6 protein-coding genes are annotated in these 14018 nt (G+C 69.5%); 5 read left to right on the top strand and 1 reads right to left on the bottom strand.

Annotated elements, in window-relative coordinates; genetic code table 11:
* Window positions 1-25: 25 nt before the first annotated feature.
* The gene (locus Q1K33_RS11510; RefSeq protein ID WP_300404009.1) at window positions 26-3445 is read right to left on the bottom strand and encodes a M4 family metallopeptidase; all 3420 of its coding nucleotides are present in this window, start codon (window positions 3443-3445) and stop codon (window positions 26-28) included.
* Window positions 3446-3651: 206 nt separating this feature from the next.
* Here Q1K33_RS11510 and Q1K33_RS11505 point away from each other — a divergent pair, with 206 nt between their 5' ends.
* From Q1K33_RS11505 to Q1K33_RS11485, 5 genes are all read left to right on the top strand, one after another.
* Window positions 3652-6357 carry a DNA translocase FtsK gene (locus tag Q1K33_RS11505; protein ID WP_300404007.1) on the top strand — a complete coding sequence of 902 codons (2706 nt, stop codon included), beginning with the start codon at window positions 3652-3654 and terminating at the stop codon, window positions 6355-6357.
* A complete protein-coding gene (locus Q1K33_RS11500; RefSeq protein ID WP_300404005.1) occupies window positions 6354-7973 on the top strand; it encodes a helix-turn-helix transcriptional regulator in 1620 nt (539 codons plus the stop codon). Before Q1K33_RS11505 ends, Q1K33_RS11500 begins: the two co-directional genes overlap by 4 nt.
* 57 nt (window positions 7974-8030) lie before the next feature.
* Window positions 8031-9452 (top strand): 30S ribosomal protein S12 methylthiotransferase RimO, encoded by a 1422-nt coding sequence (rimO, locus tag Q1K33_RS11495; protein WP_300404003.1) that lies wholly within the window; start codon window positions 8031-8033, stop codon window positions 9450-9452.
* Window positions 9449-10057 carry a CDP-diacylglycerol--glycerol-3-phosphate 3-phosphatidyltransferase gene (gene pgsA, locus Q1K33_RS11490; RefSeq protein WP_300404001.1) on the top strand — a complete coding sequence of 203 codons (609 nt, stop codon included), beginning with the start codon at window positions 9449-9451 and terminating at the stop codon, window positions 10055-10057. The genes rimO and pgsA overlap by 4 nt, the downstream gene beginning before the upstream one ends.
* Before the next feature lie 148 nt (window positions 10058-10205).
* Window positions 10206-14018, top strand: a 3813-nt coding sequence (locus Q1K33_RS11485; RefSeq protein ID WP_300403999.1) for an ExeM/NucH family extracellular endonuclease, incomplete at its 3' end; no start/stop codon positions are given.

Genomic DNA, 14018 nt, shown 5'->3' with positions numbered 1-14018 from the left:
GGCCGTGGTGGCCTAGGTCAAGCGGCTACTTCTTCTTGACCTTGATGGTGAACGACTCCGCGCTTCGCTTGAAGTTGTCCGCACCGACGTAGCGGGCCTTGACCTGCTGCTTGCCGGGCTTCTTGAACTTGAGCTTCACCTTGGCGATGCCCTTGGCGTTCAGCCGGCCCTTGCCGAGCGTCTTGCCCTTCTTGACGATCTTCACGAGGCCGCCGGGGACCACCTGGTTGGTGTCCGGCGTCAGGACGCGGACCTTCACCTTGGCCTTCTTGCCCTGCTTGACCTTCTTCGGGGCCTTCTTGATCGAGGTGATCGTGCCGGCCTTGTTGATCTTCACGACCACGTCGGTCGACGCCTCACCGGTGACGTCGTCACCGGCGAAGGAGACGGTGGCGTCGTACGTGCCGGCGTCGGTGAACTTCGAGATCGCGAAGCTCGCCGTGCCGTCGGTGATCCCGGCGACGCCGAGGCTGTCGCCGCCCAGCGTGGCGGTGACCTCACCGGTCTCGACACCGTCGACGGTGACGTCGAGGACGCTGTCCTGGCCGAAGGTCGACGGGTCGGGGGTGTGGACGGCCGCGATCTCCGCCTGCACCTTGCAGACCGAGACGGCGATGTTGTCGACGTACCAGCCGTCGATGCCGCCGCAGCCGTCACGACCGATGTTGACCCGCAGCGACAGGGTGTCGCCGGGGGCGATGTCCATCGCGGACAGGTCGACCTGCGACTCGCCCCAGCTGCCGGTGAGCTTGCCGCCGTCGGTGGCGGTGAAGCCCGGCTGGTCGTGCAGCGGGTTGCTGTTGCCGGCGAAGAGCGCGTTGAGCTGGCCCGGAGCATTGAAGGTGTAGGCCTCGGCCGGGATCGGCTCGAAGTCGGCACCGTTGATGCTCACCTGGATGTTGCCGCCGTCCCAGCCGGCCTCGGTGGCGATGTAGTGCTCGAAGCTGAGCACCGGAGCGAGGTCGGCCTCGGGGAGGGTGAACTCCTCGCTGATGATGGAGTCACGGCTGGAGAAGTCGTTGACACCGTCACCCGAGCAGTCGCCGAGGTCGGGGGCGGGGCCGTAGGCCACGCCACCGGGGTGGTCGCCGGGCGCCTCGGAGGTGGCCTCCCACGGGGCGCCGAAGCCACCCTCGTAGTCCCCGAACTCGGGGACGACGGCGATCTCCTGCTCCGCGGTCCAGCCGTCGAGGCCGTCCTCGAAGTCCTCGGTGAAGACGTCGCTCTCGACGAAGCCCTCACCGCAGAGCGACGGGGCGCCCTGCTGCAGCAGGGGCTGGAAGTCGCACTGCACGGGCTCGACGCGCATCTCGACGGCCGTCATCACGTTGGCGACCTGGGTGCAGTCGGCTGCGACGATCGGGTCGGCCGGGGTCGGCGTGCCGTTGGTCTCGGTCGAGACCTGGTTGATGTCCATCCCGACGAGGTCGGTGCAGGACTGCTCCAGGGCGTCGGCCGCGACGGTGAAGTCCGAGGACGGCGTCAGGTAGGCCGTCTGCGCACGCCACCAGATGTTGGCGGCCTTGTCGAGACCCAGACCGGTGATCGACTGACCGTTGAACTCCCCTCCATCGACGGTCAATGCGTAGGCGTGGTTCGGCACGCCCGAATTGCCGTGGACGCCGCCGTTGTCGGTCAGGTTGGGGTCGCAGTTGTACTCGGCGTCCGAGACCTTGCCCGGGTCGCCGTAGCAGGTGGGGGTCCACATGTCGCGGATCGCGCCACCGAACGCCTCGGACTTCTCGCCCACCAGCCAGCGGGTCGAGTCGACCCGGTCCGAGATGTCCTCGGCCTGGATGGTGATCGTCAGGGTCTCGCCCGCAGCCTTGAAGCGGTCCGCGTCGGCCTTCGAGACCATGATGCCTGAGATGTCGGCCGTGCCGGAGACCGCGAACGGGACGCCGGCGACGTTGTTGCCGATGACGATGCCGGTCGCACCGGCGGCCTCGGCGTTGTCCACCTTCGCCTGGAAGGTGCACGTGCCGCGGTCGACGAAGACGTAGTTGCCGGCGACGTCAGCCGCGTTGTCGTAGGCGGTGCAGCCGTCGGTGGTGCTCGGACCGTTGTCGTTGGCCTCGTCGGTGCCGACGACGACGTCGGTGGTGACCACCGAGGTGTCGTAGCCGTCGCCGAAGGAGGCGGCCGCCGCGGTGCACGGTCCGGCCACGCCGGCAGGTGCGGTGATCGCGACCTGGAGGGTGGGGGAGGCCGTCGGGTCGCACTGACCGTCGGGGCGCTTGTCCTCGAAGCTCTCGCCCTCGTCCTCGCGACCGTTGACCAGGTCGAGCGTCTCGCCCCAGACGTCGGAGTAGGACTCGTTCAGGGCGCCGGACTGGTACTGGTAGATCAGGCCGGAGGTGTACTCGGTGTAGGCGTGGCCCCACTCGTGAGAGACCACGTCGTCGGAGGTGACACCGTCGCAGTAGTTGGTGGTGACGCCGTTCCAGTTGGCGTTGGGGCAGTTGATGCGAGGGTCGTTGTTGACCGTCTTCATCACGGCACCGTTGCCGTCGTAGGAGTCGCGGCCGAACGTGTTGGCGTAGAACCAGTAGGCCTCGCCGGCGGAGTTGACGAGGTTCTGCTGGTCCTCGTTGAGGTCGCCGGGGAAGGCATCGCCCTCGGACCAGACCAGGTCACCTGCGGCGGGGGAGGTCTCGTAGAGCTCGCGATCGAGCGCGTCGTTGACCGTCGACCAGCGGTTGACCGGCTTGCGGGTGTTGGCGTCGACGATGACCATGTCGCGCACGCTGGGACCGGTCACCTCGACGAGGTAGGCGAGGATGTTCGTGCCGGTGTCGTCGCCACGCAGGGCGCCGGTGCGGTAGACGACGAGCTCGGTCTCGCCGGCCTTCAGGTCGGAGACGTCGGCGGTCTCGCCGTCCTCGGAGGCGCCGGGCTTGGCCTTCACGAAGCCGACGGCCCGCTCGGCGGCCTGCGCATCGTCGAACCGGGGGGCGACCGACAGGTCGAGGCCGGGGACGGCGAAGCCGGTGACCGAGGTGAGGTCGCCGTCCTGGTCCACGTTGGCCTTCAGGCGTGAGGCGAAGACCTCGACACCCTTGTACTTCTGGACGTAGGAGACGGTCCAGCCGTAGCGGTTGGGCGTCACCCCCGACTGGACCAGCTCGCCCTTGGCGGCACCGAAGGCGGCGCCGAACTGGTCGAGGTAGGCGTCGGTCTTGGCCTTCGCCTTGGCGGTGCTGTCGCCCGCCATGTCGGGGTAGAGGTCGGCGTCGTTGCCGCGAGCGGCGATGAAACCGACCTTGCCGGTGGCGCTCTCCGTGGAGAAGCGCACGTTTCCGTCGGCTGCGTTGTGCATCGCCTGCACCCCGGTGGGGTCGGGCGCGGCCTGGGAGAGGCCGACGGCGGCTGAGGGCGACGCGGGTACGAACGCGAGGCCCGCCCCGAGAAGCGCCAGGCTCAGCCCGGACTTGAGATATTTCACGAGTGTTCCCTCCGAGATGGGTGAACTTGCGGTGACTCTGGGTGTGAGCCACCGAACAAGCACCCTAAGAACAAAACCGCCGAACGGTCTACCCCCGTCTGTTACGGCGTGGTCACGAATCCGACGCCCCCCGTTCGCCCGCGGCCGTGGCGACACGCATTCGTGTGGTGCAAGTGACTGGTGTGACGATCGCCTAGGTTGGTGACATGGCGACCCGTACGTCTTCCCCGACGGGTTCGCGGAGCAAGAGCACACGCGCGACGGGCTCGTCCCGGGCAAGTGGTTCGAGCACCCGATCCCCGAGCGCCAGGAAGCAGACCACCACCAAGGCATCCACCTCCAAGCGACCTGCGGCCAAGAAGCCTGCCCCACGCAAGACGTCGAGCAAGCGTCCCGCCGCGCGGCCGGCACCACGAGCGGTGCGCACCGGGACGGGGCCGGTGGCGAAGGTCTTCCTCGCCCTGTTCCGCGGCCTGGCCGCCGTCTGGCTCGCGGTGGCCCACGCCGTGGGCGCAGGGGCGCGCGGTCTGGGGCGGACCGCGCGTGACCTCGAGCCCGAGCACCGTCGCGACGGCGCCGGGCTCTTCCTGCTGGGCATCGCCTTCGTCGTCGCCGCCTCCGTGTGGTTCCAGGCGACCGGCGGCGTCATGGAGTTCTCCCGCGCCGCCGTGGTCGGCACGGTCGGCAAGGTCGGGTGGCTGGTCCCGCTCGCCCTGGTGTGGTCGGCGTGGCGCCTGATGCGCGACCCGGTCGGCAACGGTCCGGCCGGTCGTCAGGCCGTGGGATGGGTGGCCCTGAGCCTCGGGGTGCTGGGGATCGTGCACCTCGCGGCCGGCAACCCGCAGCCGGTCGCCGGCGACACCGTGCCGTTGCGCGACGGCGGCGGAGCCATCGGGTACGTCGTCTCCTCGCTCCTGCTCGACCTGCTGCGATCGTCGGGCGTGGTCATCCCCGTGCTCCTCCTGATCGCGACCTTCGGGGTCCTCGTCATCACCGCGACCCCGCTGTACCGGGTCCCCGAGCGTCTCGCAGCACTGCGCGACACAGCCCTCGGCCGCGACCTCGACGCGGACGCCACCCAGTCCATGGCGGCGGTCGGCGAGGACGACTGGGACCTCGATCCCGACCGGGGTGTCCAGGCCTACGACTCTCCCGTGGTGGAGGACCGCGAGACCCGCAAGAAGCGTCGTGGCGGCGACGACACCGACGCCCTCGCACCGGTCGAGGACGTGCCGGCAGCCGAGCAGCCGGTCGACGCGCCCGTCGACGAGCCACCCGCCACCCGCGACGCCGTCGACGTGGCGCTCGAGCACGACGAGCCGTCGTCGCCACCAGGTCCCCGACCGGGCGAGCTGCAGAACCGGCCCGAGAAGCCCGAACAGCTCGAGCCGCCCCCGCACGCGCCGATCGAGCCGCGGATGGAGCAGCTCGCCCTGTCCGGCGACGTCGTCTACTCCCTGCCGGGCAACGAGGTGCTCAAGCCCGGATCGGTCCACAAGGCGCGTTCCAAGGCGAGCGACGAGGTCGTGGACCGACTCACCGAGGTGCTGCAGCAGTTCAACATCGACGCCCAGGTCACCGGCTACACCCGTGGTCCGACCGTGACCCGCTACGAGGTCGAGCTCGGCCCGGCCGTCAAGGTCGAGAAGGTCACCGCGCTCTCCAAGAACATCTCCTACGCAGTGGCCTCGGCCGACGTGCGCATCCTCAGCCCCATCCCGGGCAAGTCGGCGATCGGGATCGAGATCCCCAACGTCGACAAGGAGAAGGTCACCCTCGGTGACGTGCTGCGCTCCAACATGGCGCGCAGCGACCACCACCCGATGATCGTCGGGCTCGGCAAGGACGTCGAGGGTGGGTTCGTGGTCGCCAACATGGCCAAGATGCCCCACCTGCTGGTTGCCGGCGCCACCGGATCAGGCAAGTCGAGCTTCATCAACTCGATGATCACCTCGGTCCTGATGCGCTCCACGCCGGACGAGGTCCGGATGATCCTGGTCGACCCCAAGCGGGTCGAGCTCAACATCTACGAGGGCATCCCGCACCTGATCACGCCGATCATCACCAATCCGAAGAAGGCCGCAGAGGCGCTGGCCTGGGTCGTGCGCGAGATGGACCTGCGCTACGACGACCTCGCCAACTTCGGGTTCCGCCACGTGGACGACTTCAACAAGGCGGTGCGCGCGGGCAAGGTCGAGCTGCCGGCGGGCAGCGAGCGCGTGCTCTCGCCGTACCCCTACCTGCTGGTGGTCGTCGACGAGCTCGCCGACCTGATGATGGTCGCTCCGCGAGACGTCGAGGATGCGGTCGTCCGGATCACCCAGCTCGCCCGCGCCGCCGGGATCCACCTGGTGCTGGCCACGCAGCGGCCCTCGGTCGACGTCGTGACCGGACTGATCAAGGCCAACGTTCCGTCCCGGCTGGCGTTCGCGACCTCGAGCCTGGCCGACAGCCGGGTCATCCTGGACCAGCCCGGAGCCGAGAAGCTGGTCGGTCAGGGTGATGGCCTCTTCCTGCCGATGGGTGCCTCCAAGGCCGTGCGCGTGCAGGGCTCCTGGGTCACCGAGGCGGAGATCGCCCACGTGGTCAAGCACTGCAAGACCCAGCTGGAGCCGACCTACCGCGAGGACGTCACCGCTCCGGCGGCGAGCAACAAGGTGCTCGACGACGACATCGGCGACGACATGGACCTCGTGGTCCAGGCCGTCGAGCTCGTGGTCTCCACGCAGTTCGGCTCGACCTCGATGCTGCAGCGCAAGCTGCGCGTCGGCTTCGCCAAGGCCGGGCGACTGATGGACATCCTCGAGAGCAGGGGAGTGGTCGGACCCAGCGAGGGCTCGAAGGCCCGCGACGTGCTGGTCAAGCCCGACGAGGTGGATGCCGTGATCGTGACCATCCAGGGGGAGCAATGAGCACCATCTCCGACGAGCACCAGGTCGACGCCGACGACCTCGACCGCGAGCAGGACGGCCCAGGACTCGACGACCGAGAGGTCGATGGGGAGCAGGACGCCCTCGAGGTGCACCGGGACGGACCGCTGTCCCTGCTCGTCGGTGCCACTGCCGGCGTGCTCGCCGTGGCCTTCCTGCTGCGGGGGGTGGGCGCTGGAGGAGTGCTCGACTGGGCGCTGTGTGCGGTGACGGGTGTCGTCGCGGCCATGCACCTCGCCGCGGTCGTCGACGCCCGAGCGCCGCTTCTCGTCCTTGACCGGTACGGCGTGCGCGTCCGGCGCGGCGCTGCGTGGCAGGGCCTGGCCTGGAGCGAGGTCGACCACGTGGAGCACCGCGCACGCACCACGACTCTGCGGGACGGGTCGCTGACCGTCGTCGCCCGGGACGGGCGCCGACTCGGCGTCCGGCTCTCGCTGTCGACGAGGCTCGTCGGCGCCGACTGGCACGAGGTCGACGAGGCTCTCGCGGAGCTGTCCGGGGGGGCGGTGCCCATCGAGGGGACGCCCGAGTCTGCGGTGGAGGGCGCGGTCGAGGCCACGGGTCAGTCCCATGCCGAGGCCGGCTCGGACCACGATGCGGCTGAGCTCCCGGTCGCGCCTGTCGCCGAGCACCCCGCCGAGGATCCCGCCGAGCACCCTGAAACCCCTGAGCCCGAGGTGGAGGCCGCGGTGCTGCCGACCACCCAGGTCACCGCGTTGCGAGCGTCGCGCCCTGCTCTGCGTTCCGAGCTGACGCTGGAGCGGAGGATCGATCCCGACGGCGAGGAGAGCGAGCTGCCGATCGCTGCCGAGACCGAGACCGAGACCATCGTGATCGACACCGCCGCGGTGCGCGGGGGCGAGGCGTCCGAGCAGGTCGCGGCGGTCGAGCCCGTGATCGGTCGCACGTTGTCCTCAGCACGGGCCCGGATCGGGATCTCCGTCGAGGCACTGGCGGAACGCACCCGGATCCGTCCCCACGTGATCGAGGCCATCGAGGTCGACGACTTCGACCCCTGCGGCGGCGACTTCTACGCGCGCGGCCACCTGCGCACGCTGTCGCGCGTCCTGGGCGTCGAGTCGACCGAGCTGCTCGCGACCTACGACGAGCTCTACGCCCACGCTCCGATCGACGCCCGTCGGGTATTCGAGGCCGAGCTGGCCGGAGCGCAGGCGACGTCGGCGAGCGGTCGCAGCTCGCGGGGCGGGCTCAACTGGTCGGTCCTGGTCGCCGCCGTGATGGCGGTCGTGCTCGTGTGGTCCGTGGCTCGTCTGGTGATGGACGGTCCCGTCCCGCTGACCGACCAGCCGGTGCTCAACGGCTCGCCCGGGGGCAAGGCCACGCTGTCCGGCGCGACCACGAAGGTGCCGGTGAGCCTGACGGCCGCCACGGGTGGCGCGCGCGTGATCGTGCGCGACGCCCGACAGCAGGTGGTCTTCGATGCCGAGCTGGCCTTCATGCAGACCGCGGAGCTGACCGCGGCTCCGCCGGTGCGGATCAGCACGACCGACGGTGGCCTCCTGGTCTCCGTCGACGGGGTCGACGAGGGGGCCATCGGAGCCACGGGGCAGGACGCCCAGCGCACCTACGTGCCGTGAGGATCACGCCCCGCGGGTTGGGGTTTCGCGGTGCCGGACCGGCATAGTAGGACGGACATGACCACGACACCGACCTCTTCAGGCACCGCGGAAGCGGGCAACGACGACCTGCTCTCCGTGGCGATGCTCACCCTCGGCTGCGCCCGCAACGAGGTGGACTCCGAGGAGCTCGCCGGACGGCTGGCCGCCGACGGCTTCCGACTCGTCGCCGACGCCGCGGACGCCGACACGGTCGTGGTCAACACGTGCGGCTTCGTCGAGGCGGCCAAGAAGGACTCCGTCGACGCTCTGCTCGAGGCCTCTGATCTCAAGCAGAGCGGCAAGGCCAAGGCCGTCGTCGCCGTCGGCTGCCTGGCCGAGCGGTACGGCAAGGATCTCGCCGAGACGCTGCCCGAGGCCGACGCCGTGCTCGGGTTCGACGACTACCCGGACATCGCCGCACGACTGCGCTCCATCGTGGCCGGCGACACCCACCATCCGCACACGCCTCAGGACCGTCGACTCCTGCTGCCCATCAGCCCCGTCGACCGCTCCGCTCCGGAGGTGGCGCCCCGGCAGCGTCTCGAGTCCGGGCCCTTGGCTCCGCTCAAGCTGGCCAGCGGGTGCGACCGTCGGTGCACGTTCTGCGCCATCCCCACGTTCCGTGGCTCGTTCGTCAGCCGTCGTCCCTCCGACGTCCTGGCCGAGGCGCGCTGGCTGGCAGGGGAGGGCGTGCGCGAGCTCTTCCTGGTCTCGGAGAACTCCACGTCGTACGGCAAGGACCTGGGCGATCTCCGGCTCCTGGAGACGCTGCTGCCGGAGCTCAGCTCCATCGACGGCATCGAGCGCGTACGAGTCTCCTACCTCCAGCCCGCCGAGACGCGACCGGGCCTGATCGAGGCGATCGCCACGACACCGGGCGTCGTCCCCTACTTCGACCTGTCCTTCCAGCACGCCAGCGCGACGGTGCTGCGCCGGATGCGGCGCTTCGGGGACCCCGAGAGCTTCCTGGGCCTCCTGGAGAGGGTGCGAGCGCTCGCCCCCGAGGCCGGGGTCCGCTCCAACGTGATCGTGGGCTTCCCGGGCGAGACCGAGGAGGACCTCCAGATCCTCTGTGACTTCCTCGAGGCCGCGCGGATGGACGTGACCGGGGTCTTCGGCTACTCCGACGAGGACGGGACCGAGGCGGAGTCCTTCACCGACAAGCTCGACGCGGACGAGGTCTGGGCAAGGGCCCAGCACGTCACCGCACTGGTCGAGGAGCTCAACGCGCAGCGGGCCGAGGAACGCCTCCAGGAGGAGGTCGTCGTGCTCGTCGAGAGCATCGAGCCTGACGGGACCGTCGAGGGGCGGGCGGCCCACCAGGGCCCCGAGGTGGACGGGACGACCCGCCTCGAGTCCGCGGGACCCGCGCTGAAGCTTGGTGACCTCGTGCCGGCGAGGGTCGTCGGCACCGACGGCGTCGATCTGGTGGCCACGGCGACGGGGGATCCCCGATGACCGAGACCGCGCCCGCTGCCACGAGCAACTTCAACCTGCCGAACGCGCTCACCACGCTGCGGATCCTGCTGGTCCCGGTCTTCGGCTGGGCGCTGCTCGCCCACGACCACGACTCGATCGGGTGGCGCGTCGCGGCGTACGTCATCTTCGCGGTGGCCGCGATCACGGACAAGATCGACGGCGACATCGCGCGTGCCCGCAACATCGAGACCGACTTCGGTCGTATCGCCGACCCGATTGCCGACAAGGCGCTGACCGGGATGGCCTTCATCGGTCTGTCGATCACCGGGGACATCTGGTGGGCCGTCACGATCGTCGTGCTGGCCCGCGAGTGGGCCGTGACGCTCCTGCGCCTCTCGGTGGCAAGAAGCGTCGTGATCGCCGCCGCGCAGAGCGGCAAGATCAAGACGATGCTGCAGGCACTCGCGCTCGGCGGGCTGATTCTTCCGGGCAAGCAGATGAGCGGCTGGGCCGACGTGCCGGGCGAGGTCCTGTTCTACCTCTCCCAGGCGCTCCTGGCCGCTGCGGTGGCGATGACGCTGTGGTCGGGCTACGAGTTCTTTCGCGAATTCTGGCGCCAACGGCGCAATCTCTCCGAAACCTGACCGAGACCCACCAGACGTTTCCCCGAAGTTTTCCCGGATCTCTGGACGGGGCATCGGGCACTCGGGTTAGTGTTCAGACCTTCCCCTTGCCTTCCCCCTGCATGGCCAGGTCACCCGTTCGTCCGACCCCTCGAAGGGCTATTTTTCTGTGTTCACGCACGCCTCACGGCGCAGCGGCGTCATTGCCAGCGCGCTTCTCGGCCTCGTAGCCGCCCCCCTAGTAGTTCTCAGTGCCCCCGCAGCCCAGGCCAACCCGGCCGGCACGGGGGTCGTCATCTCTGAGGTGTACGGAGGAGGTGGCAACAGCGGCGGTGCCTTCCGCTCCGACTTCGTGGAGCTCTACAACCCGACCGGCGAGGCCATCGACCTGACCGACCCGCAGCTGAGCATCCAGTACCGATCGGCCAGCTCGGGCAACCCGGGCGGTAGCCCGGTCGCGCTGACCGGCTCCATCGCGCCTGGTGGGCACTACCTCATCAAGGCCGCGGACGGGAGCGACGGCACGCAGCCTGCACTGCCCACTCCCGACGCGACGACGACGTTCACGATGGGCGGCACCTCCGGGCAGGTGCTGTTGATCAACGGCACCGACTCGTTCACGACTCTGGGCGACCTGGCCGGGACCGCCGGCCTCGTCGACATGGTCGGCTACGGCTCCCAGGGCGCCGGCGCCAGCTTCGAGACCTCGGCGGCCTCTGCTCCGGCGAACGCGACGTCGGTGGCACGCAACGCCCAAGGTGCGGACACCGACGACAACTCGGCGGACTTCACCGTCGGGGCGCCGACCCCGACCAACACGACCGCGGGCGACGCGCCGCTGTCCGCGACCGACCCCGGTGCACAGACGGCGATCGTCGACACGCCGGTCACCCCGTTCACGCTGGAGGCGACGGGTGGCACGACGCCGTACACCTGGGAGGCCACCGGCCTGCCCGACGGCCTGGCGTTGAGCACCGAGGGTGAGGTCACCGGCACGCCCACTGTCGTGGACAGCTACTCGGTCGAGGCGACCGTGGCCGACGCGGCCACCCCGGCCGCGGAGGACTCGGTCACCTTCGACTTCACGATCACCGAGCCCGGTGAGGTGGTCCTGATCTCCGAGATCCAGGGCGACGGGGCCGAGTCCCCGCTCGTGGACAGCACCGTGACCGTCGAGGCGGTCGTCACCTCGGTGATCACGGCCAGCGACGTCACCGACGGGTTCTTCCTCCAGGAGGAGGACGCGGACGCGGACGCCGACCCGGCGACCTCGGAGGGCGTCTACGTCTTCTGCCGCAACAGCTGCCCCGCCGACCTCAGCGCGGGCGACCAGCTCCGCGTTACCGGCGACGTGGCCGAGTTCAACACCACTACCCAGATCGACGCAGCCTTCGGCGACGGAACCTTCGAGCTGCTCGGTTCTGACGCGCCGCTGCCCACCGCCGCCGTGGTCTCGCTCCCGGCGGCCGCCTCGACGCTGGACGCCGCGACCTTCGAGGACGTGGAGGGGATGCGCACCACGATCTCGACCACGCTTGCGGTCAGCGAGTACTTCAACCAGGCCCGCTACGGTGAGATCGTGCTGACCGCCGGCGAGCGGCCCTACCAGTTCACCCAGACGAACGAGCCCAGTGTTGCTGGCTACGACGCCTTCCTCGCCGACCTGGCGACCCGCCGGATCGTCCTGGACGACGACAGCAACAGCCAGAACGCGGCGACCTCGGGTCCGCAGGACAACGAGCCGTACTACTACCCGACCCCGGGGCTGAGCACCGGCAACTCCTTCCGCGGCGGGGACACCGTCACCGACCTCACCGGCGTCTTCGAGTACTCCTTCGGAGCGTGGAAGCTGCGCCCGGTCGAGGGCGAGGACTACACCTTCGAGCCCACGAACCCGCGGCCTGCGTCGCCGGACGAGGTCGGCGGTCGGCTCAAGGTCGCCAGCTTCAACGTGCTGAACTACTTCGCGACGATCGACGAGACCTCCTCGAGCAGCTCGGGGCCGTGCGGACCGGCCGGGACCGACGACTGCCGTGGTGCCGACTCCGACCAGGAGCGCGAGCGTCAGCTGGCCAAGATCGTCGACGCCCTGGTGACGATCGACGCCGACGTCTTCGGTCTGATCGAGATCCAGAACGACACCGGGCTCGCCACCGAGCAGATCGTCGACGCCCTCAACACCGCGACCGCACCGGGCACGTACGACTACATCGACACCGGTTTCATCGGCACGGACGCGATCAAGCAGGCCTTCCTCTACAAGACGTCGACCGTCACCCCGGTCGGTGAGTACGAGACGCTCACGAGCGCGGAGGACCCCCTCTTCGTCGACACGCTCAACCGGCCGGCCTTGATCCAGACCTTCGACGAGGTCGCCACGGGCGAGCGGGTCACGGTGGCGGTGAACCACCTCAAGAGCAAGGGATCGGGGTGTGGCGCGGGCGACGACTCTCCCGAGGACGGCTCCGGGAACTGCGACGGCACCCGCACGGCGGCCGCGCAGGCGCTTGCCGACTACCTGGCCACCGACCCCACGGAGAGCGGCGACCCCGACTTCCTGGTCATCGGTGACCTGAACTCCTACTCGCAGGAGCGCCCGATCAGCACCCTGGAGGACAACGACTACGTCGACCTCCTGGAGCGCTTCGAGGGCATGGAGTCCTACGGCTACCTCTTCGACGGTCAGCTCGGTCACCTCGACCAAGCCCTGGCGACCGCGACCCTGGACGACCAGGTCACCGGTGCCGGCGGCTGGAAGATCAACGCCGACGAGAACCCACTCCTCGACTACAACGACACCGTGGCGGATGCCGGCGAGGCTAGCTTCGAGAGGGAGTCCTCGGCCGAGACGCTGTTCGAGCCGAACGCCTACCGGTCCTCCGACCACGACCCGGTGGTCGTCGGACTCGACCTGGGCTCCGACACGGGCGACTCGGTCGACGTGCAGATCCTGGCCACGAACGACTTCCACGGCCGGATCGCCAACGACCCGTTCTCCAGCGCCGCAGGTGCGGGAGTACTCGCCGGTGCGGTCAAGCAGCTGCGCTCGGAGAACCCCAACACGACGTTCGCTGCTGCCGGTGACCTGATCGGTGCCTCGACGTTCGAGTCCTTCGTCGCCAACGACAAGCCGACGATCGACGCGCTCAACGAGGCCGGCCTGGATGTCTCGGCGGTCGGCAACCACGAGTTCGACCAGGGCTACGACGACCTGGTCAACCGGGTGATCGCCGAGTACGACGCCGAGGACAACCCGTTCGGTGGCGCCGAGTGGAAGTACCTCGGTGCGAACGTGAAGTTCAAGGCCTCGGGCGACCCGGCCCTGGACGGCACCTGGATCAAGGACCAGGGTGGCGTGCAGGTCGGCTACGTGGGTGCGGTCACCGAGCACCTGCCCGAGCTGGTCTCCCCGGCGGGTATCGCCGACATCGAGGTGACCGACATCGTCGAGGCGACCAACGCCGCTGCTGACGACCTGGTCGCCGAGGGTGCCGACATCGTGGTCCTGCTGGTCCACGAGGGTTCCCCGACCACCGACTGCGACGAGATCGCGGCGCTGGGTGCCGGCACCGACTTCGGCTCGATCGTGCAGGGCGTCAACGACAACGTCGACGCGATCGTGTCGGGTCACACGCACCTGGAGTACAACTGCTCGCTGCCCGTCGACGGGTGGAGCGACCGTGCGGTGACCGAGCGTCCGGTGGTCTCCGCCGGTCAGTACGGCACCAACCTCAACCAGCTGGTCTTCACCGTCGACCCGGCCACGGGCGACGTGCAGACCAAGACGCAGGCGATCCTCAAGCTGAAGGCCGCCAACGGTGGTCCCTTCAACTACCCGGTCGACCAGCCCACCCAGGACATCGTCGACGCGGCCGTGGCCGAGGCCGACGTGCTGGGCGCGCAGCCGCTGGGTCAGATCGGTGGCCTGTTCTACCGGGCCAAGCTGGCCAACGGCACCACCGAGAACCGTGGTGGTGAGTCG

The organism is Nocardioides sp. (assembly GCF_029937575.1).
Taxonomy (GTDB): domain Bacteria; phylum Actinomycetota; class Actinomycetes; order Propionibacteriales; family Nocardioidaceae; genus Nocardioides.
This window is presented reverse-complemented; position numbering and strand designations above follow the sequence as displayed.